The organism is Kribbella sp. ALI-6-A (assembly GCF_001984195.1).
Lineage (GTDB): Bacteria > Actinomycetota > Actinomycetes > Propionibacteriales > Kribbellaceae > Kribbella.
This window is the reverse complement of record NZ_MTQN01000012.1, coordinates 1-20933: the sequence shown is the minus strand read 5'-3', so window position 1 is coordinate 20933 and position 20933 is coordinate 1. Positions and strand designations below refer to the sequence as shown.

Genomic DNA, 20933 nt, shown 5'->3' with positions numbered 1-20933 from the left:
CGGGGTGGGGTCAGCTACCGGCGTTCACCGTGAACGTCGTCGTGAGGTCGACGCCACCCGGTCCGGTGATCTTCACCGTTCCCGTGTACCGCCCGGCGTTCGGGTAGTGGTGGGCGCCGGAGATCGCGAACAGGCTGTTGACCTGTCCGTCCGCCGCCGCTCGTCCGGTGACCGTTCCGGTGCTCGTGGTGCCGTCGCCCCAGTCGATGGTCGCGCTGATCGCGGTCGGCGACGCGCCGGGTACGGCAAGCGTGGCGACCGCGCTGTTGATCGCTCTGCCGGCGTCCGCGGTCAGCGCGGTTCCGACCGCGGCGGACTCCCAGCTGACTTCAGGATCGACGTAGAAGTTGGTGTTGCCGAACATCCAGCGAGCACCCTGGGCCTGCATCCGGGCGATCACCGCGTCGGCGTCGGTGGTGGCGGTGGCCGGGGACCACGCTTTCTCCATGATCGCCGCCAGCCGCGGGAACACCTTGTGCTGTACGTCGGGCAGGCCGCGCAGCATCCGCTCGCCCCAGATCGGCGCCTCGATGCCGAGGATGTCGTCGTTGTTGAGGCCGAAGTCGCGCTGCAGGTTCGTGCCCGTCCAGCCGTCGGTCAGGTTGAAGGGATCCCAGCTGTACGAGCGCCGGGTGTTGTAGCCGGGATACGGGTAGTCGAGGTAGACCTGCTGCGTCGGCGACAGGATCACCGGCCGGCGCGGCTGGAACCACGACGAGTTCATCTGGCGGCTCTGGTCCTGCCAGTAGTGGTGCACCGACGTGGGGTCGAGCCCGACCTCGGGGCTCGGCGACCAGCCGATCATCGTCTTGCCGTGACTGCGCACGATCTGCTCGGCCCGGCGTACGAACGCGACGTACTCGTCGTGCGGCATGTCGGCCTCGTCGGCACCGATGTGCACGTACCGGCTCGGGGAGATCTCGGCGAGCTCGCGGAGTACGTCGTCGATGAAGGTGTAGGTGGTTTCGCGCGTCGAGCACAGGTACCCGCCGCCGCAGCCGAGCTCGGGGTACGCGGCGCGCGCCGCGCTGGAGTGCGCCGGCATCTCGATCTCGGGGATCACCTCGATCTGCCGGGCGCCGGCGTACCGGACGATCTCGGCGAAGTCGTCGCGGGTGTAGAAGCCGGTCCGGCCGCCGGGCATCGACATCGCGCCGCCCACCTCGGCCAGCCGCGGCCAGCTGTCGATCGCGAGTCGCCAGCCCTGGTCGTCGGTCAGGTGGACGTGCAGGACGTTGCCCTTGACGGCGGCCAGGTCGTCGATGATCGCCTTCACCTCGGCGACCTGCAGGAAGTTGCGGGCCGGGTCGATCATCAGTCCGCGGTGCTTGAACCTGGGGTGGTCGGTCACCTTGGTGGCCTCGATCTTCCATGGGCCGGGCCGCACCTGGTCACCGTAGATCCACGGCGGAAGCAGTTGCCGCAAGGTCTGGATGCCGTTGAACAGACCGTGCTCGGTCGCGGCGCCGATGCGGAGGCCATCCGCGCCGGCCGAAAGGTTGTAGCCCTCGGCAACGGCCAGCGTCCCCGTAGCCGGCGCTTCGGAGCCCGCGAGGACCAGCTCGATGTCGCCGGGCCGAGCGTCGGCCGTGACCACCGGCAGCGGGAATCCGGTCGCCGGCCGCAGGTCGTTCCTCAACTGGTTGGCGACTTCCCGCGCCTGCTGTGACGACACGACGATCCGCGAGTGGTGGGTCAGCTCGTACGGCGCGGCGTCCACCTTGGTCTGGGACACCGGCTCGGGCAGGATCCGCCCGCCGGGCAGGCCGGCGCCGGGGCGCGGACCGTTCCAGATCTCGAACGACCAGATCGAGTAGCCCCAGCCGGTCGCGACAGCCTGGCCCTGCATGCGTACGAACCGCACCGGCGTGGTCGATCCGACATTGACCAGCTCTCGTCCGCCGGGCGCGTTCGTGACCTGCGCCGCGGTCTGCCAGTTCTGGCCGTCGTTCGAGACCTGGATCTGGTACTGCGCCGCGTGAGCCGTCTCCCAGAACAGGACGACGTGGTGCACCGGGCTGGGCTCGGCCAGCTCGATCTGCACCCACTCGCGGCTCGGATCCGGGTAGCCGCTCTCGGGCGAGTCCGACGCCCAGCGGGTGCTCAGGTCCCCGTCGTTGACGTGGGCCGCGGCGAAGCGGTCGGGCTGTGGGCTGAACACGGTGGACGCCGTGGCCGTCCCCGTACGGGCGACGTCGCGGACGTCCGGGCCGGTCGGCCAGCTCTCGGCCGCCGAAGCGGAGGCGACCGAGGCGGCTGAGGCGATGCTGGTCCAGGAGACGAGGACGGCCAGCGTGAGGGCGAGCAGCGTCAGGCCGCGACGCCGTGGTGTCTCCCGAGGTCGTGATCTCGGCCGGCTGAGGTCGTGGGCAAGGTGGCGCATCAGGGGCTCCTTCTTCGTTGGCGGTCGTCAGAGGAGTGCGTTGCGGGAGTTGTCAGGCGCGGGGACGACGGCGACGGCGTGGGGTGTGGCCGTCGGCGCGGCGGTGCGGAGCGATTGCCCGGGCGGTGAGTTCGAGCGCGCGGGTGGATTCGCCCTTGCGCCGTTGGGCGACAGCGACGAACAGCAGGTCCAGCACCGTCAGCTGCGCGTGGCGGGCAGCCAGCGCGCGGGGCTGGAACGAGGTTTCGTGAGCGACGGTGGTCATGACGATGTCGGCGGCGGTGGCCAGTGGGGAGTCGCCGGCGTTGGTCAGCGCGACGGTGGTCGCCCCGTGACTCGCCGCCTCCTGCAGCATTTCGAGCGTCTCCCGGGTCTGCCCGGTGTTGGAGATTCCCAGTGCGACGTCGGCCGGACCGAGCAGCGCGGCGCTGGTCAGCCCGTTGTGGACCTCCGACCAGGCCGAGGACATGACGCCGATGCAGCCCAGGCGCAAACGCATCTCCTCAGCGACGATCGCGCTGCCGCCGACGGCGTAGATGTCCACGCGCCGGGCGGAGATGATGGCGTCCACGGCTCGATCGACCGAGTCCAGGTCGAGGTGCGCGGCGGTCAGCTGGATCGCTCGGCGGTTCACCGACTCGATCACCGCCAGGACCCGCTGCAAGCTGTCCTCGCTCGCGATCTCGGTGCCGATGTCGAGTTCACGGGGCGCGGTCTGCCCACCGCCGGTCTCGGCGGCGAGCGCGTACCGAAGGTCGGCGTACTTCGCCAGCCCGACCGCACGGCAGAACCGGGTGACCGTGCCCGGCGAAGTCCCACTGGCGCGCGCGAGTTCCGTGATCGGCGTCTGCGCCACCCCGACCGGGTCGGCCAGGACTCGTTCTCCGACCGCCCGCAGAGCGCCGGTGAGCTCCTCGAGCAGGCCTTCGATCCGTGGCAGCACGGCCGCCGGGTTCGGTTCCGCACCCACAGCAGGCATCGCGACCTCGCGTGAAAAGAATTCTCAGATCCGGCCGCCGGTGCGGTGGATGTGAAAAAGAATTATCTCGCGGTGTCGCGTTGTCAAGGGTTTACCACCCACTGGCCTGCGGTGAAGGTCAGCGGGTCCGGTAGCGCGCGTAGATCAGTCCGCTGTCGAAGGCGCGCTGTTCGACCAGGTCGAGATCGAGGCGTACGCCGTCAGGAAAGAACCGCTTGCCGCCGCCGACCACACTCGTGGTGATGAACAGGTGGTACTCGTCCACCAGGCCGGCCGCGATCGCCTGGGCCGCCAGGGTCGGGCCGTCGACGGTGAGGTCGCGATCCGATGCGGCCTTCAGCTTGCGCACGGCGTCCGGGTCGAAGCTGCGCTCGATCCGCGTCTTCGCGCTGGACACCGACTCCAGCGTCGTGGAGTACACGACCTTCTCCGCGGCCTGCCAGTCCTCGGCGTACTGCAGGATGTGCGGCGGCTGGTCGGGCACGGTGTGCGCGGTCTCCCAGTAGACCATCGTCTCGTACATCCGCCGGCCGTATAGGTACGTGCCGACCGGGCGGAAGACGTCGTTGATGAACGTGTGCACCTCCGGGTCGTCGGCTCCGGTGCCGAGGTCGCCCTCGGCCGCCTCGGCGTAGCCGTCGAGCGAGGTGACCATTGAATAGATGAGCTTCGCCATGCGTCTCCTCCGGCAAGCACGCGTCAGTCCCTGTGGGCGATCCGCCCTCAGTGGATCACGAACCGACGACGCTCCCAAGGGGGCGAGCGGGCGTATCACCCATCTGCTGCACGGCGCCGCGGATCTCCGCGCAAGGCGAGCAACAGGCCCAGTGCGGCCGCGCCGAGCGCTGCTGCCAGCAGCGGGAGCAACTGGATGCTGAGGAGCTGGATCACCACGCCGCCGACGATCGCGGCGACGGCGGTCGCCAGGTAGATCGCCGATCCGTTGAGCGCCAGCAGCAGACCACCGTTGGAACCCGGTGGCAGCAGGAGGTCCTGTGCTGCTGGATTGAAGGCCCAGGTGAAGGTGCTCCACACGAAGAGTGCGAGCGCCGCACCACCCACTGATACCGCGGTGAGCGGCAGAGTGGCGCTCGCCAGCGTGAACCCGGCCAACGCGACGAGAAGGGTCCGCAAACTTCCGAACCGATCGGTGGCGTGTCCGCCGAGCCAGTTGCCGAGCACCGCGCCGGCGCCGTACAGGAGCAGGAGGGCTCCGACGACGGTGCCGGTCAGGTGCGCTGTCCTTTCCAGCAACGGTACGACGTACGTGTAGACGCTCATCGTTGCCAGAACGCTGAGGACGGTCATTGCAAGCACGACCTGCGCTCGCCGGTCGACCACGCTTCCTGCGGATCGCACTCGAGGGTCGGCCGTCGGTGGTGCGTCGAGTCTGGGGAGCACCGCCCGGACGGCGGTTGCCGCCAGCAACGACACGGTGGCGAGCAGCGCGAACACCGGGCGATATCCCACGGCGTCGCTGAGCAAGCTGCCGGCAGGTACGCCGAGCGCCAGCGCGAAGGTGAGACCACCGAAGACCACCGCGAGTGCCCGGCCGCGCAATTGCGGCGGCAGCAGGCCGGTGGCGAACAGCGAGGCCGCCGGCGTGTAGGTGGCCACTCCCAAGGCCGCGACGATCCGGCCGGCCAGCAGGGTCACGTAGTTCGGTGCCGCGGCGGCGATCAGGTCGCCGAGCGCTGCCAGGAGGAGCGCGGCGATCAGCAGGGTGCGGCGCTCCCAGCGGCGCGTCAGTGTCGCCATCAGTGGCGCACCGACGGCGGAGGACAGGGCGAAAGCGGTCGCGAGTTGGCCGGCGGTGGAGAGGGAGACGTCCAGCTCGGCGCTGACGGCCGGCAGGACACCGGAGACGACGAACGCGCTGGTGCCGACCGCGAAACCGCCGGCCGCCAGCACGAAGGGGCGTCCGGCAGCGGGAGGTTTAGTCACCAATATAGACTATCACTAATTATTACTATATGGTCGATCGCATGAGTATCGTCAGCAAGCCCGATCTCGCGTCCGGTGAGGACGCCTGATGCCCACGAAGACGTCCGCGATGACCGTCGCGTCGGCGGGTGCTCCCTTCGCCCGCGCCACCCTGGAGCTCGACGACCCGCATCCGGACGAGGTGCTGGTGCGCATCGAGGCGGTCGGCCTGTGTCACCTCGACCTGGCGGCGCGAGCCGGTGAGTTCCCGTTCCCGCTGCCGGGCGTGGTCGGGCACGAAGGCGTGGGAATCGTCGAAGAGGTCGGGTCCGAGGTGACCACGGTGCAGCCCGGCGATCGGGTGATGCTGACCTTCGACTCCTGTGGACACTGCCGGGCCTGTGCGGCCGGCGTTCCGTCGCAGTGCTCCGAGTTCGTCGCCCGCAACCTCGGCAACGGTGCCCGGCCGGACGGCTGCGCCAGTCTGTACGACGCCGAGGATGTTGTGCACGGCAACTTCTTCGGGCAGTCCTCGTTCGCGACCCACGCGCTCGCGCGCGAACGCAACACCGTCGCCGTACCGGACAGTGCCGCCGGCGTCCCGTCCTTCGTGCTCGCGCCGCTCGGTTGCGGCGTACAGAGCGGCGCCGGCGCGGTGCTGAACGTGTTGCGGCCCGAGCTGTCGTCCTCGGTCGCGGTGTTCGGTGCCGGAGTGGCCGGCCTGTCGGCTGTGATGGCAGCCGGCCTGCTGCCGATCGAGCAGCTGATCGTGGTCGACGTGCTCGGCTCCCGGCTCGAACTGGCCCGCGAACTCGGCGCCTCCAGTGTCATCGATGCGCGAATCACCGATCCGGTGGAAGCGATCAAGGACCTCACCGGAGGGGGCGCCGGCTACGTCGTCGAGAGCAGCGGCGCGGCCTCGGCGTTGGCCCAGGCGATCGCGAGCCTGAGCAGCGGAGGCGCGGCCGCGGTGATTGGTACGCCGCCGTACGGCGTGAGTGCGTCGCTCGACATGGTCGATGTGGTCAACAACAGCAAGCAGGTGTCCGGGGTGGTGCAGGGCCGCGGCAATCCCTCGACCTTCCTGCCCGGCCTCGCCGCGCTCGTCGCCTCGGGGCGGCTGCCGGTCGAGAAGCTCGTCGCCACCTTCGCCCTGGAGCAGGTCGAGGACGCCGCCGAAGCGATGGCGACCGGTGCCGCCCTCAAGCCCGTACTGCTGACCGAGAACACCTCTCGTACACCGTGGCCGCTGAGTTCGATCTTGTAGAGTGCTCCCGATCTGGTGACCCAGGAGGTAGCGGTGGCTGGCAGCGGGAAGCCGAAAGGCGGAGAGCGCCGCAGTGAGTCGACCGACCTCGGCGTACTCGCGGGGCGCTTGCTGTTCTCGGTGCAGAACGAGCTCTATCGCAAGCTCCGGGAGATGGGTTTCGACGACATCGCCCCTCGTCACGGTGCCGTGTTCGCGTATCTGCCCGCGGAGGGGATTCGCGCGACGGAGCTGGCCCGCCTCTCGGGACAGCACAAACAGGTGATCGGCAAGAGCGTCGACGAGCTCGAGACGCTGGGGTACGTCGAACGCCGGCCCGACCCCGACGACCGGCGGGCGAAGCTGGTCGTTCCGACCTCGCGCGGGCTCGCGCAGATGCAGGCCTCGGACGCGATCATGGCCGAGATCGGCGAGCGGCACCGGCGCTCGCTCGGGGCGAAGGCCTACGCCGCGTTCCTCGCGGACTTCAATCAGGTGGTCGATCACCAGCGGGCGTCCACGGCCGGCGATGTGCCGGTCGAGGCACAGTGAGCGCCTGACCCTTTCCGCGCCGCATGTCCGGGCTGCGACCGGCTCTTGATTTGGTCACCCGTGGGTGACTATCATTAATGGTGACTAACTGACCCACGGACGGTGGGTCCCGAGATCCAGCAGTGGAGGACGCATGTCCGAGATCGTCGCGGAGACAGAGATTCCGCACAGCGCTGCCGCCGTGGAAGCCACGGGGCTGGCGCGGGAACTGACCGATCCGCTGCTGTTCCACCACTCGCGGCGCGTGTTCCTGTTCGGCATGCTGTGGGCGCGGGAGCTGAAACTGGACCCCGATCCGGAGCTGCTCTACCTGTCCGCGATGTTCCACGACGCCGGACTGCTGACGCCGTTCTCAGGGGTGGAGCAGCGGTTCGAGCTGGACGGGGCCGACCACGCCCGCAAGTTCCTGCTCGAGCACGGCTTCGCCGTCGAAGCGGCCGACGTGGTGTGGACGGCGATCGCGCTGCACACGACGCCGGGAATCCCGGTCCGGATGGGCCCGGAGATCGCCGCCACCAAGTACGGCGTGGAGACCGACGTCGTCGGCGCCGGCCTCGACCGGCTGGACCCCGATCAGGTCGCCGAGATCGTCGCCGCGCATCCACGCGGCGACTTCAAGGCGGAGTTCCCGCGGACGTACTTCGACGGGAACAAGCACCGCGCCGACACGACCATCGGCACGATCAACGCCGATGTCGTCGCGCACTTCCTGCCCGGCTTCGCGCCGGTGTCCACCGTCGAGATGATCACCGGTTCGCCGTGGGCGTCGTGAACCCGGCGCGCTGACCGACGCCCCGGCGTACCGGACGCGACGTCAGCGCAGGCGGGCGATGCCGCCGAACTCGATCCACTCCGAGGTCAGCTGCTGGGGAGCGGTCGCACCGTCGGGTCGCCAGGTGGACACCTCGACGAGTCCCGGCTCGAGGATGTCCATGCCCTCGAACCACTCGGCGACGTCCTTCTCCTGGCGCACGCGGCCCCAGTGGCCGTGCGTGGCCTGGTCCATGAACTTGGTGACCGATTCACGGATCGCGGGGTCCTCGCTGACCAGCTGGCACATCACCAGGTAGCTGCCCGGGACCAGCCGCTCGGTGACCCGGCGGACCACGGCCATCGGGCCGTCGGTCTCGCTGTCGGGGATGCAGTGGAAGACCGAGTTGAACAGCACGGCGACCGGCTGGGAGAAGTCGATCAGCCGCTCGGTGTCGGGGTGGGTGAAGATGGCCTCGGTGTCGCGCAGGTCCGCCTGGATGACCGTGGTGCGCTCGTCCTCGACCAGCAGGGCGCGGCCGTGTGCGAGCACCACCGGGTCGTTGTCGACGTAGACGACATGGGCGTCCGGGTGAATCCGCTGGGCGACGTGGTGCACGTTCTCCTGCGTGGGCAGGCCGGATCCGTGGTCGAGGAACTGCTTGATGCCGTGGTCCTCGGCCAGCACCCGCACCGCCCGCTGCAGGAAGCGCCGGTTGTTCACGGCGAGAGCGCGGGTGCTGGGTACGACGTTGTCCAGCTCCGCGACCGCCGCCCGGTCCGCGGCGAAGTTGTCCTTGCCGCCGAGGTAGTAGTCGTACATGCGCGCCGCTGTCGGAACGGTCTCGTCGACCGTGATCGAGAGTTGCTGCTTCTCAGGCTGCATAACCTTCCCCAAGTTCCGGGCCGTGCCGAGCCAACCGCCCGGCCGACGACACATTACTAGCTCCTGGTTACTTGGGGTATCGGTCAGGAACCCCGAGGTGATCGCCCCCGATCACGCCGTTGGCCGCGGTCGCCTGCCTTTAGTCGACGCGGGTGACGTGATGGCCCGGCGGCAGTTGATCGGCCCGGTCCACGTCGGTGCCGTCGGCGAGGTCCGAGCATTCGACATCGGTGGGCGGGTGGTCGCGCAGATACGTACGGGCGCCCTGATCGCCGACCGCGCTGTCCCGTACGCCGGACCAGTGGTCGCGCCCGAGCAGGACCGGGTGGCCCGGCGTCCCGGCGTACACGGCGCGAATCAGCGCATCGGGCCCGCCCTTCGCGGCGATCCGGCGAACAGCGCCGGCCGTCAGACCGGGCAGGTCGACAGGAACAACGAGCACCGCGTCGGCCGGATCCAACGCGTCCAGCCCGGCGCGGACGGAAGCACCCATGCCCTGCTCCCAGTCGGGCGCACTCACCACCTTGACCGGTTCTCCACTCAACTCGGCCGTCACCTGCGCCGCGGCGGCGCCGACGACCACGAGCACCGGCGTACAGCCTCCGGCCGCGAGCAGGCGTGAGGTCCGCACCACCCAGGCGGTGCCTTGCTCGTCGCGGACCAGTGCCTTGGGGGCGCCCATCCGGCGGCCGGCCCCTGCGGCCAGCACGACTCCGGCGATTCGCATGCAGGCAGCCTAGAGGCCTGGTCAGCAGGTGGACATCGGCCGGACCGCCTTTGGCCCGATGGTAGTTTCCGCCACGTCAGTACATTCGCCCCGCTGACCGTTCCTGCGGTCGCGCGGACGGCTGTGCCTCTCGAAGACACCCAGTGGTGAGGCGGTGCGATGCAGGGTTACGAAGCACTGGACATGGATGTCAGTCAGTACGCGCGGCGCACGTTCTGCAGTTGGGCCGAGCCGGGCTGGCGCTCGGTGCTTCTGCAGGCCCACGAGGACGCACCGCTCGCCGAGGAGGTCTTCCTGCCGCCGATCGGGGACCAGCACCTGGTGCTGGTCACGGCGGGCGATGTGTTGATGGAATCGCATACCGACGGCGCTTGGCGGTCGGCCCGGTACACGCCCGGTCAGATCGGGTTGACCGCGCCGGGCCGGTCGACGCGGTTGCGCTGGCGGTCCAGGGCCGGCAAGACGACGACTCTGCACCTGTATCTGCCCGGGAGCTTGATGCAGCGGGTCGCGGTGGAGTTGTGGGATCGCGACGGTGTCGAGGCTCGGCAGCCTGACGCGCTGGCGCTGACCGATCCGGTGGTCGAGCAGGTTCTGCTGGGGATGGCCTCGGCGGCGACCGCGCAGTTGGACGACATGTACGCCGAGAGCGCGGCTGAGTTTCTCGCCGTCCATCTGCACACCCGGTACGGCGGGATGCCGCCGGTCGCCGGACCGCGGCACGACGACGCCCGCGTCCGCAAGGCGATCGAGCTGATGCGGGACAACCTGCACCTGCCGTTGACGCTGGCCGACATCGCCGGTGAGGTCTGGCTGAGCGTCTATCACTTCCTGCGGGTGTTCAAGGCGGCGACCGGGCAGACGCCGCGCCGCTACCTCACCTCGCTGCGGATCGAGGCCGCGCGCCGGCATCTCGCCGAAAGCGACGCGTTGATCGGTGAGGTGGCCCGCCTGTGCGGGTTCGGCAGCCCGGCGCACCTGTCGTCGGCGTTCACCCGGGAGACCGGGATGACGCCGTCGCAGTACCGGCAAAGCCATCGTCGCGCCCAGCTGTGATCTGACCGGCCGGCAGCTCAGCAATCCGTGGAGCGCGGGCAGCAATTTCACGCAAACGATCGCCGGTGCGTGATTCCTACAGTGGCAGCATGGACAACGCACTCCCCGCCGCGTCGGCACCCGCAGCCGTCGATCTGGCCTTCACTGTCAACGGAAGTCCCGCCAAGGTCGCCGTGGACCCGCGCGAGTCGTTGCTCGACGTGCTGCGGGAGCGGCTCGATCTGACCGGTACCAAGAAGGGTTGTGACCACGGCCAGTGCGGCGCGTGCACCGTGCACGTCGACGGACGCCGGGTCGTGTCCTGCCTGACTGCCGCGGTGCAGGTCGATGGCCGGGCCGTGACGACCATCGAGGGGGTCGAGGGCCCGGACGGCGAGTTGCATCCGCTGCAGCAGGCCTTCATCGATCACGACGCCTTGCAGTGCGGCTATTGCACGCCGGGGCAGGTGATGTCCGGACTCGCCTGCATGGCTGAAGGACACACGCGCGACGACGCGGAGATCCGCGAGTACATGAGCGGCAACCTGTGCCGCTGCGGCGCGTACGCCGGCATCGTCGCCGCGATTCGCGAGACCGCCCGACGGACAGGACACTGACGATGCGACCTTTCGCTTACACCGCCGCGCGCACCCTCGGCCAAGCCGTCGAGGCCCTGGCCGACGGCGGCCCGGGCACCAAGGTCCTGGCCGGCGGCACCACGCTGTACGACCTGATGAAGCTGCGGATCGAGAATCCGCCCGCGGTGATCGACATCAGCCGCGTTTCCGAGCTGACCCGGATCGACACCTCCGGTGCGGAACTCGTCATCGGCGCCGGCGCCCGGATGGCCGACGTCGCCGAGCATCCCGTCGTACGGCGTGACTATCCGGCGCTGTCCGAATCGCTGTGGCGCGCGGCATCGCAGCAGTTGCGCAACATGGCCACCGTCGGCGGCAACCTGCTGCAACGGACCCGGTGCAGCTACTTCCGCGGCGGCTCGGCCTTCCCGTGCAACAAGCGTGAGCCCGGGAGCGGGTGCTCGGCGATCGACGGGATCGACCGCCACCACGCGCTGTTCGGCGGCAGCCAGAGCTGCATCGCGACCTATCCCGGTGACTGGGCCGTCGCGCTGCTGGCCTTCGACGCCAAGCTCGACGTGGTCGGGCCGAAGACGCGCCGCACCATCGCGCTGGCCGATCTGCACGTCGAGCCGGGCAGCACGCCGCAGCGCGAGCACACGCTCGCGGCCGACGAGATCATCGTGCGGATCCGGGTCCCGAAAACCGCCGCGGGCCGCGGCTCGACGTACCTCAAGATCCGCGACCGCGAGTCCTACGCCTTCGCGCTCACCTCGGCCGCGGTCGGCCTCACGATCGGCCGCCGGGGCGTGATCGAGCAGAGCCGGATCGCGCTCGGCGGCGTCGCCACGCGCCCCTGGCGCGTCCCGGCCGCCGAACAGAGCCTGATCGGCGAACAGTTGACCGAGGCCACCGCCCGCCGGGCCGGCGAGGTCGCCTTCGCCGGTGCCAAGGCCGGGCACCACAACGGGTTCCGGATCGAGCTGGGCATCCGGACCGTCACCGAAGCACTGATGATCGCCAGAACGCGGGCCACTCGATGAACCGCACCACGACAGGAGGCTGTTGAACCATGCCCACACGGCGTAATTTCCTCCGCGGCGCGGGTGCGGCCACGGCCTTGGTGGGCGTGGAAACCGTCGGCTCACCGCTGACCGCCGCGGCCCTGGCCGGCGACGAGACCTTGCGGCAGCCCTACGCCCGCCGGGTCGACGCCCGCGACAAGGTCCGCGGTGCCGTCCAGTACGGCGCCGACCACGTGCCGGCCCGGTTGACCCATGCCGTGCCCGTCGTCGCGACGATCGGCAAGGGCCGGGTGGTGGAGTTCGACACCACGGCCGCCGAGGCCGTCCCCGGGGTACGGCTGGTCCTGACGCGGATTCCCCCTGGCGAGCTGCGTTCGGCACCTTTCATCATGGCGGGTGGCTTCGCCGTGCAGGGCTATCAGCCGATGACTTCCGACCGGGTCGCTTACCGGGGACAGATGATCGCGCTCGTGGTGGCGGACACCCTGGTCGCGGCCACCGAGGCCGCCGCACTGGTCACAGCCCGGTACGAGACCGAGCCCTTCGCGGTGACGTTGGACGCGGACGGCACGGAGACCCTCTTGCAGGCGACGGTCATCCCTCGGTTCCCCGACACGGTCATGGGCGACGCGGACGCCGCCTACGCGACGAGCCCGGTCAAGCTCGACGCCACCTACGACGGTCCGCCTCAGCACGCGATGCCGATCGAACTCCTGGCCAGCACGGTGGAGTGGCAGGGCGAGAACCTGATCGTGCGCGAGAGCACGCAGAACGCGAACGCCGTCCGGCACGGCGTCGCGTACGAGCTCGGCATCTCCGCCGACCGGGTGGAGGTCATCTCCCCGTCGGCCGGTGGCGCGTTCGGGCAGAAGAACTCCTTCCAGATGCACCTCGGGCCGCTCGCCCTCGCCGCCCGCCGGGTGGGCCGGCCGGTCAAGCTGGTCGTTCCCCGGACCCAGACGTTCCACGCCGGCAGCTTCCGCCCGGCCAGCAGGCAGCGCATCCGGCTCGGGGCCGATCGCTCGGGCCGGATGCTCGCGGCGATCCACGAGATCGACGCGCAGACCTCACGGCACGACTTGTTCCCGATGCAGTACACCGAGCTCACCGGCCGGATGTACGACATCCCGGACTTCCGCGGCCGGCACCAGCTGGTCCGGACCGATGCCCAGACGCCGGGCTACATGCGCGCGCCGTTCGAGCACATCGCGGCGTTCGCGCTCGAGTCGAGCGTAGACGAGCTCGCCTACAAGCTCGGCAAAGATCCGGTCGCGCTGCGCCTGGCCAACGACGCGCCCACCACCGACCCGATCAGCGGGCATCCGTTCACCTCGCGCCACCTGGCCGAGTGCCTGCGCCGCGGTGCGGACCGCTTCGGCTGGGTGGATCGCCGGCCGGGGGTCGGCTCCATGCGCGCCAAGGACGGCACGCTGATCGGCTGGGGCGTCGCCGTCGGCGCGTACAAGGCCGCCACCGCACCGGCCACCGCCGTCCTGCGGGCCGAAAGTCTCGGACGCCGACGCTGCCGGGTCACGATCACAGTCGACGGGCACGAGATGGGCCAGGGCATCCGGACCGCGATCACCAACCTGATCACCGGAAATCTCGGCGTCGCGACCGAGGACGTGGTCGTTGTCGTCGGCGACACCCGCGGCGTACCTCCGCAGCACAGCACCGCCGGGTCCTGGGGCACGGCGACCGCGCTGCCCGCGATCGACGCGGCGATGGGCAAGTTGCGTGAACAACTCGGCCTGCGGCCGAGCGGCCCGATAGACCTGCCGGCCGCCATGTCCGGCCGGGCGCCGGTCGAGCTCCAGGCCCGGACGAAGGCTCCCGGCCAGCCCGACGACGTCTGGGACCGCGTCGCCGCCGGAGGCGCGGCCGGGGCCGGGCCGGAGTACCCCGCGTTCACGTCGATGAGCTACATCGCGCACTTCGTCGAGGTGCGGATCGAACCGCGAATCCGGCGCATCCGGGTGCCACGGGTGGTCAGCGTCGCCGACTGCGGCCGGGTCGCCAGCCCGGTGACCGCCGTCAGTCAGGTCCGCGGCGGCGTGATCTGGGGGATCGGCGCCACGCTGCGGGAAGGCGGTGAGGTCGACCCGCGCTTCGGCGGATTCCTGAGCGCCTCCCTGGAGGACTACGCGCTTCCGGTCAACGCCGACATCGGCGACATCGACGTCAGCCTGATCGACAAGCCCGACCCGCTGCTCAACTCCGTCGGAGTGAAGAGCCTCGGCGAGGTCTCCATGGTCGGCGTCGCGCCCGCGATCGCCAACGCGGTCTGGCACGCCACCGGCCGGCGAGTGCGCCGCCTGCCGATCCGCATCGAGGACGTGATCTGAACCGATGAGCGCCACTCCCGCGGAACTGGCCGCCATCACCGCCGCGTGGCGGGACGGCAACCCGCTGGCGCTGGCGACCTTGGTCGAGGTCGAAGGGTCGTCGTACCGGCGGCCCGGCGCACGGCTGCTGATCAACGCCGACAGCAGCACCGTGGGCAACCTCACCGGGGGCTGCCTCGACCAGGAGATCGTCGAGGCAGCCCATGCCGTGCACCGGACCGGGACCGCGCGGGTCGTCGAGTACGACCTGCGCGGCGACGAGGAAGCCGTGCTCGGGTGGGGAATGGGTTGCAACGGGCTGCTGCGCGTCCTCGTCGAACCCGCGACGCCGTCCAGCAGCATGCTTCAGGTGCTCGATCAGTCCGTGCGGCTTCGAAGAGCAATCCGGATCGCCACAGTGGTATCCGGTCCACAGACCGGGCTGCGCTGGTGGCAGGTGGACGGCGAGTACGCCGGCCGCACGCTGCCTGGAGCATTGCCGTCCGGTCTCGACGCCGATGGACACCATGTCTTCGCCGAGACGCTGCTGCCGCGCCCGCGCGTGGTGATCTGCGGCGCCGGGGACGACGTACCGCCGGTGGTCCGAGCGGCGACCGGCCTGGGCTGGGACGTCGTCGTGGTCGACCACCGTCGTCTCCTGCTCGATTCCAAGCGCTTTCCGGCCGGTACGACGCTGCTCCGGACCCTTCCGGACCTCGACGTCCACAGCTACGTCCTGGTCATGACCCACAACTTCCTCCGCGACTGCGAGTACATCGCCGCGGCGCTGGCGACCCCGGCGAGGTACATCGGCGTGCTCGGGCCCAACCGTCGACTGCGACGGATGCAGCAGTACTTGGCCTCCGACGGCCTCACGCCGAGCCAGGTCGAAGCAGGCCGGCTGCGAGGCCCCGCCGGGCTCGACCTGGGTGGCCAGGGTCCCGACGAGATCGCGATCGAGATCGTCGCCGAGATTCTCGCCGCCACTCGGCGTCCCATCCATGAGGGTGTCCACCCGGCCGCCACATCCCCGAAAGAAGAACTGGCATGCGCCGAACTGTGTTCGCTGTCTCCCTAGCCCTGCTGCTGCCCACCGCCGCTCCGGCCTTCGCTCATCCAGGACACGGAGAGCAGCCGGATTCGCCCGTGGTGACGGCTCCGGCCGTGTACGGCAACGGCTGGAAGGCCTTGGCACCGATCGGTAGTGGCCCTCGGCAGGAACACAGCGTCGCAGCGCTGGGCGGCAAGGTGTACGTGATCGGCGGGATCTACCGGGCGGACGGTGTCACCACGACGACGAACCGGGTCGAGGTGTACGACACCCGCCACAACACCTGGGCCGAGGTCGCGCCGCTGCCAGTCGCGATGAACCACCCCAATGTCGCTAGCGTGGGCGGGCGGATCTACGTGCTGGGTGGACTGTCCGGGGGAGCGTCGTGGCAGGCGCTCGGTGACAGTTTTGTCTACGAGCCCCGGAGCGATCGGTGGACTCGGCTGCCCTCGATGCCGAGCGAGCTCCGTCGTGGCAGCGCCGCGATCGGCGTGCGGGGCACCAAGATCTATCTCGCCGGTGGAATGCGCACGCTGACCCCCGGGCCCGGCGGCCTGCACGACACGGTGGCGACCGTGTCCTCGTACGACGTGGTCACGGGTCGCTGGTCGGTGTTGCCCAGCCTGCCGGAGGCTCGCGACCATGTCGGCGGCGCTGTGGTCGGCAGCGTGTTCTACGTGCTCGGCGGCCGTGACAAGGGTCAGGTCAATGTCCGCGACACCGTCTACGCACTCGACCTGCGCAACGGGCGCTGGACCGAACGCGCTCCGATGCCGACAGCGCGTGGGGGCATCGCGACCGCGGTGATCGGGACCAAGATCTACACCTTCGGCGGCGAGGGCAACCCCGCGCCGGACAGCCACAGCATCTTCGACGACACCGAGGCCTACGACGTCGCCCGCAACCGCTGGCAGCGACTGGCCCCGATGGCGGTGCCGCGCCACGGCACGGCGGCCGTTGCGGTCGGCAACAAGATCTACATCCCCGGAGGGGGAACCGCCGCCGGCGCCCAGCCGGTCGACGTCAACGACGCCTTCCGTCCCTGACGGCGATGCTCGCCGGCGGCGCAGGCCACACCATCCGGAACTGACCCAACCGCGCGCCCGGACCTGCTCCGGGCGCGCGGCCACTCGCTGCTCCCTGCGGCTGTTAGCGTCGAGACGGTTTCGACGGAGGGGGACGCTGGATGATCGTCAGTACGGAAGCGCTGATCGGGATCGCGCTGATCGAGCTCGGGCTGGTGGTGATGCCCGGACCGAACATGATCTACCTGGTCTCGCGTTCGGTCGTGCAAGGCCGTCGTGCCGGGCTGATCTCGTTGGCGGGCGTGGGCACCGGCTTCCTGATCTACCTGCTGGCAGCCGCCGCCGGCCTGGCGACGGTGTTCGCGCTGGTGCCGGAGATCTACGTGGTGCTGAAGCTGGCCGGCGCGGCGTACCTGCTCTGGCTGGCGTGGAACGCGCTTCGCCCGGGCGGCAGTTCCGCGTTCACTCCGAACGCGCTGGAGCCCGACCGCCCGCGCAAGCTCTTCGGGATGGGGCTGCTCACCTGTTTGCTGAACCCGAAGATCGCGATCCTCTACATCTCCCTGCTGCCGCAGTTCGTCGATCCGTCCCGCGGTCACGTCGGCGCCCAGAGCCTGATTCTCGGACTCACCCAGCTGGCGGTCGGTGTCCTGGTGAACGCGATCTTCGTCATCACCGCCGGGTCGGTCGCGGTCTTGTTCTCCCGCAAGCCGTTGTGGTCGAGAATCCATCGCTACCTGACCGGCACCGCGCTGGCGGCCTTCGCGGTCAAGCTGGCCGCCGACCGTACGCCGGCCGTCTCCGCGCCTTAGCCGGCTGATCGGGCTCGCGCAGCTCCGGTCAACTGCGGTTGGCGCGTTGGCGGGATCGGTAGGTGCGGGTCTTCTGCCGGTTGCCACAGACGCCCATCGAGCACCAGTGGCGCGAGCGGTTCTTGGACGTGTCGTAGAAGGCCCACTGGCACTCGTCCGCGACGCAGATCTTCAGGCGTCTCCACGCGTCGTCGGACTCCGCCTCGGCCACCGCGACGAGGAGCCGCGCGAGGCCGCCTCTCGCGCCGCCGACCGTCGGGGCGAGGCGCGGACGGGCGCCGTCGAACACGACCCGGAGCGGTAGGCGGCCGGCGGCGTCGTCGAGGTCGGCGACCGTCGAGGTGTGGTCGCCCTCGGTGTGCCGCAGCATGGCGGTCCGCAGCCCGGAGCGGAACGTCCGCGCGATCGCGAGGTCGTCCCCGTCGGCCTGCTCGTCGGGTCCGAGCAGGTTGTGGGCGCGGAGCCAGTCGGTGAGCCCAGCGGGGTCGACGAGCGAGTCCGCGCACAGTGCGTCGACGTCCACGTCGAGGGTATTCGCGTAGTCGCACAGCAGGTCGGCGTACGCCGGCGTCTTGGCGGACGTGTCCGGCCTCGTGTTCCCGATGGCGATCAGCTCCCTTCGTGCTCGACACCACCATAACGCGATAGCCGGTTGACGCTGTCATGCAACCGGCTTTACGGTTTTGCTGGTGTCGCGAACCTGTCCACCGCAAGCCGAGAGGGGAGCTGCGTTGTCTGTCGCATCGGCCGGCCATCGGCCGCGCGTCCTGGTCATCGGCGGTGGCCTCCAGCACGTTCGGAAGGCCCGGGAGCTGGGCCTGAACGTCGTACTCGCCCAGTTCCCGGACGAGTACGACCGCCGCCACTGGCCGTACGTCGATCAGGCGCTGCTGCTCGACTACGGCGACATCGATCGGTTGTTGCCGTTGGTCCGGGCGGTGCACGACGCGGATCCGCTGGACGCGGCCGTGTCGCTGTTCGAGCTCGGACTGTTGCCGGCGGCACATATCAACGAGGCGCTCGGCCTCGGCGGCGAATCCGTGGCGACGGTGGAACTGCTGCTGGACAAGGCGCGGATGCGTCGGCACCTGGCCGACAGGGGTGTCAGTCCGGTGGCCTCGGCGGTCGGTCGTTCCATCCAGGACGTCCGTGAGTTCGCTCGCGTCCACGGGCTCCCGATGATCGTGAAGCCGATCCGTGAGTCGGGCAGTCTCGGGGTGTTCCGCGTCAGCGACCTGGCCGACGTGGACGCGGTCGCCGACCGGTTCCGGTCGCTCGACGACGGCAGGTGGACCAGCAAGGATCTGTCGTCCGCCGACTCGTTCGACGAGTTCCTGATGGAGGAGTTCCTCGACGGCCCCGAGCTCAGCGTGGAGACCCTGTCCTTCGACGGCAGACACGTGGTGGTCGCGGTGACCGACAAGGAGGTGGGCCCCGGCGGGTTCGTCGAGATCGGGCATGCGCAGCCCGGCGGATCTTCGGAAGAGGTGGTGCGCGCGGTCTCCCGGTTGGTGACGGACTTTCTCGACGCGGTGGGCCTGCGTAACGGGCCCGCGCACACCGAGGTGAAGCTGACCGGACGCGGTCCGCGCATCGTCGAGTCGCACAACCGCGTGGGCGGCGACCGGATCAACGAACTGACCGAGCTCGTCTACGGCGTCGACCTGGAGCGCTACGCGTTGGGCGCCGGATCGGGTGTGGTCGAGCCGCTGACCACGCCACCGCAGCCTCGGGGTGGAGCGGCGGTCCGGTTCCTCACGCCGCAGCCTGGACGGGTCGTGGAGGTGACCGGCGTCGACGCCGTCCGTGCGGACCCGGCCTGCGTGGACGTCCAGGTGAAAGTTGTACCGGGCAACGTCGTAGCGCCGTTGACCTGGAACGAGGACAAGGTCGGTCAGGTCGTCGCCCGCGGCGCGACGGCCGCCGAAGCGGTTGCCCATGGCAAGCGGCTGGCGGCGGCCGTCCATGTGCTGACCGAGCCGGTCGCGTGAGCACCGCGCGTCCGGACCCGACCGGCGTCGACGAGCCCGGATTCCGCGACGCACTGCGCACCCTGCCCAGCCGGGTCTGGATCATCAGCCTCGGCGTTCTGGTCAACCGGGCCGGCAACTTCCTGCCGGTGTTCATCGTGCTCTACCTGATCGAGCGCGGCAGTTCGGCTGGTGCCGCCGGCTTAGTGCTGGGCGTCTCCGGGGTGGGCAACGTGCTCGGCAACGCGGCCGGTGGCTACCTGGCCGACCGGATCGGCCGACGCTGGACCATCGTGCTGTCCGCCGTACCGACGGCCGGTCTGACGGCGATCGTGCCGTACGCCGGTCCGTTCGCGCTGGTCGTCGTGGTGGTGGGCCTGATCGGCCTGACGTCGCAGATCTACCGGCCGGCCGCGGCCGCGGTGCTGGTCGACGCCGTGACGACCAACCGGCAACGGCTCGCGGCCTTCGCGGTGTTCCGCGCCGCGATGAACATCGGCGCCGCGCTCGGCGGTGTGATCGGCGGAGTGCTGGCCGGCACCTCGTACACGTGGCTCTTCCTGAGCAACGGTGCCGCGTGCCTGCTGTTCGGCGTGGTCGTGGCGGTGCTGTTGCGCGACGGACCACCGCCGCCGCCCGACCAGCACGCCGAAGACGCGGACCCGCCGCAGGTGGGATATCGCCGGGCGCTCGCCGACCGCGCCCTGGTGCGCTTCCTCCTGATGACCGTGGTCGCCGAGTTCGTCTACGTCCAGTCCACCGTCGGCCTGCCCCTGCACGTCAGTGATGTGGGGCTGACAGCGCGCGACTTCGGCTTCCTGATGGGATTCAACGGCCTGCTGGTCCTGCTGCTGGAGCTGCCGACCACCGGCGCGGTCTCGCGGTACCGGCCGGAGCATGTACTTGCCATTGGCAACCTCCTCGTCGGCATCGGCCTCGCGCTGTCCGGTCTCGGGACCACCCTCGTCCCGTTGGCGGCGACGGTGCTCTTGTGGACCCTCGGCGAGATGATCACCAGCTCCGTCGCCTACGCCTACCTGGGAAGCCTGACCCCACCCGGCATGGTCGGTCGCTACCAGGGCCTGCACGGCGCCGCGTACACGATCGGCACGGGCGCCGGCCCGATCCTCGGCGGCGCGGCGTACACGCTCGGGCCCTGGGCTCTGTGGTCGCTCATCGCCGCGGCAGGGGTGGTCTCCGCGTACCTCGCCCTCCCACGCCGTTGGGGTCGGTGACCTGGAACAGGCGTTCGCCCCAGGGCTCCTCGCGCAGCGGCATGGTGACCCGCGCTGGGAAGCTACGCCGTCGCGTGACGCTCAGCTGAAGGACTCGGGGCCGAAGCGGCCGATCGCGACGAACACCGCGAGGGCGAAGTACGCGAGGTTCAGCACCGCGTGCGCACGTTCGTGCCGGCGAGACGTCACGATCGCGGCGCCCACCATGATCGTCGCCAGGCCGACGGCGGCCAGCGGTACGAGAACCGGCACGATGTCGAGGGCCGCCGGTACGATCAAGCCGATGGCACCCAGGATCTCGACGGTCCCGAGTGCCTTGACAAAGCCCGGGCTGAACTGGTTGACCCAGCCTCCACCGGGAGCTTTGGCCAGTTTTTCGTACGGGATGAACAGCTTGTTCGCGCCCGCGAAGGCGAAGACCGCGGCCAGCAG

General features: G+C 69.9%; 20 protein-coding genes. 12 read left to right on the top strand and 8 right to left on the bottom strand.

Features of this window, described 5'->3' with window-relative positions; all coding sequences use genetic code 11:
* Positions 1-10: 10 nt before the first annotated feature.
* From BWI15_RS26685 to BWI15_RS26670, 4 genes are all read right to left on the bottom strand, one after another.
* Positions 11-2383, bottom strand: coding sequence for a family 20 glycosylhydrolase (locus BWI15_RS26685; RefSeq protein ID WP_077017318.1), 2373 nt, complete (start codon positions 2381-2383; stop codon positions 11-13).
* Positions 2384-2435: 52 nt separating this feature from the next.
* Complete coding sequence (locus tag BWI15_RS26680) at positions 2436-3362, bottom strand: MurR/RpiR family transcriptional regulator (protein WP_077017317.1); 927 nt, start codon at positions 3360-3362, stop codon at positions 2436-2438.
* Positions 3363-3480: 118 nt separating this feature from the next.
* Positions 3481-4038 carry a dihydrofolate reductase family protein gene (locus BWI15_RS26675; RefSeq protein ID WP_077017316.1) on the bottom strand — a complete coding sequence of 186 codons (558 nt, stop codon included), beginning with the start codon at positions 4036-4038 and terminating at the stop codon, positions 3481-3483.
* 95 nt (positions 4039-4133) lie between these two features.
* Entirely contained in the window at positions 4134-5306 is a 1173-nt protein-coding gene (locus tag BWI15_RS26670) for an MFS transporter (protein WP_077017315.1), read from the bottom strand.
* Between the two features lie 88 nt (positions 5307-5394).
* On the opposite strand from BWI15_RS26670, the gene BWI15_RS26665 reads away from it, so the two are divergent.
* The 3 genes from BWI15_RS26665 (at position 5395) to BWI15_RS26655 (ending at position 7855) form a co-directional block, all read left to right on the top strand.
* On the top strand, positions 5395-6552 hold the full coding sequence (locus tag BWI15_RS26665; RefSeq protein WP_077017314.1) for an NAD(P)-dependent alcohol dehydrogenase: 1158 nt from the start codon (positions 5395-5397) through the stop codon (positions 6550-6552).
* Between the two features lie 33 nt (positions 6553-6585).
* The gene (locus BWI15_RS26660) at positions 6586-7083 is read left to right on the top strand and encodes a MarR family winged helix-turn-helix transcriptional regulator (protein ID WP_077017313.1); all 498 of its coding nucleotides are present in this window, start codon (positions 6586-6588) and stop codon (positions 7081-7083) included.
* 133 nt (positions 7084-7216) lie between these two features.
* Positions 7217-7855 carry an HD domain-containing protein gene (locus tag BWI15_RS26655; RefSeq protein WP_077017312.1) on the top strand — a complete coding sequence of 213 codons (639 nt, stop codon included), beginning with the start codon at positions 7217-7219 and terminating at the stop codon, positions 7853-7855.
* A gap of 42 nt (positions 7856-7897) precedes the next feature.
* Here BWI15_RS26655 and BWI15_RS26650 read toward each other — a convergent pair whose 3' ends face one another.
* Both BWI15_RS26650 and BWI15_RS26645 read right to left on the bottom strand, forming a co-directional pair.
* Positions 7898-8719: an SAM-dependent methyltransferase gene (locus BWI15_RS26650; RefSeq protein ID WP_077017311.1), complete on the bottom strand. Its 822-nt coding sequence runs from the start codon at positions 8717-8719 to the stop codon at positions 7898-7900.
* Positions 8720-8858: 139 nt separating this feature from the next.
* Positions 8859-9446, bottom strand: coding sequence for a nucleotidyltransferase family protein (locus BWI15_RS26645; RefSeq protein ID WP_077017310.1), 588 nt, complete (start codon positions 9444-9446; stop codon positions 8859-8861).
* Between the two features lie 159 nt (positions 9447-9605).
* Between BWI15_RS26645 and BWI15_RS26640 the strand changes: the two genes are divergently transcribed.
* From BWI15_RS26640 to BWI15_RS26610, 7 genes are all read left to right on the top strand, one after another.
* Positions 9606-10502: a helix-turn-helix domain-containing protein gene (locus tag BWI15_RS26640; protein WP_077017309.1), complete on the top strand. Its 897-nt coding sequence runs from the start codon at positions 9606-9608 to the stop codon at positions 10500-10502.
* An 89-nt stretch (positions 10503-10591) separates the two neighbouring features.
* Complete coding sequence (locus BWI15_RS26635) at positions 10592-11098, top strand: (2Fe-2S)-binding protein (RefSeq protein ID WP_077017308.1); 507 nt, start codon at positions 10592-10594, stop codon at positions 11096-11098.
* A 2-nt stretch (positions 11099-11100) separates the two neighbouring features.
* Complete coding sequence (locus BWI15_RS26630; protein ID WP_077017307.1) at positions 11101-12102, top strand: FAD binding domain-containing protein; 1002 nt, start codon at positions 11101-11103, stop codon at positions 12100-12102.
* 29 nt (positions 12103-12131) lie between these two features.
* Entirely contained in the window at positions 12132-14429 is a 2298-nt protein-coding gene (locus BWI15_RS26625) for a xanthine dehydrogenase family protein molybdopterin-binding subunit (RefSeq protein WP_083751049.1), read from the top strand.
* 4 nt (positions 14430-14433) lie between these two features.
* Positions 14434-15486 (top strand): XdhC family protein, encoded by a 1053-nt coding sequence (locus BWI15_RS26620; protein ID WP_077017306.1) that lies wholly within the window; start codon positions 14434-14436, stop codon positions 15484-15486.
* Positions 15456-16505 (top strand): Kelch repeat-containing protein, encoded by a 1050-nt coding sequence (locus BWI15_RS26615; protein ID WP_083751048.1) that lies wholly within the window; start codon positions 15456-15458, stop codon positions 16503-16505. The genes BWI15_RS26620 and BWI15_RS26615 overlap by 31 nt, the downstream gene beginning before the upstream one ends.
* A 140-nt stretch (positions 16506-16645) precedes the next feature.
* On the top strand, positions 16646-17296 hold the full coding sequence (locus tag BWI15_RS26610) for a LysE family translocator (RefSeq protein WP_202817749.1): 651 nt from the start codon (positions 16646-16648) through the stop codon (positions 17294-17296).
* Positions 17297-17324: 28 nt separating this feature from the next.
* Here BWI15_RS26610 and BWI15_RS26605 read toward each other — a convergent pair whose 3' ends face one another.
* Entirely contained in the window at positions 17325-17846 is a 522-nt protein-coding gene (locus BWI15_RS26605) for a CGNR zinc finger domain-containing protein (protein WP_269087204.1), read from the bottom strand.
* 181 nt (positions 17847-18027) lie between these two features.
* Between BWI15_RS26605 and BWI15_RS26600 the strand changes: the two genes are divergently transcribed.
* Both BWI15_RS26600 and BWI15_RS26595 read left to right on the top strand, forming a co-directional pair.
* Positions 18028-19287, top strand: coding sequence for an ATP-grasp domain-containing protein (locus BWI15_RS26600; protein WP_077017303.1), 1260 nt, complete (start codon positions 18028-18030; stop codon positions 19285-19287).
* A complete protein-coding gene (locus BWI15_RS26595) occupies positions 19284-20501 on the top strand; it encodes an MFS transporter (RefSeq protein WP_077017302.1) in 1218 nt (405 codons plus the stop codon). The genes BWI15_RS26600 and BWI15_RS26595 overlap by 4 nt, the downstream gene beginning before the upstream one ends.
* A gap of 81 nt (positions 20502-20582) precedes the next feature.
* Here BWI15_RS26595 and BWI15_RS26590 read toward each other — a convergent pair.
* Positions 20583-20933 (bottom strand): DoxX family protein (locus BWI15_RS26590; RefSeq protein WP_077017301.1); only part of this gene is annotated, 351 nt, incomplete at its 5' end.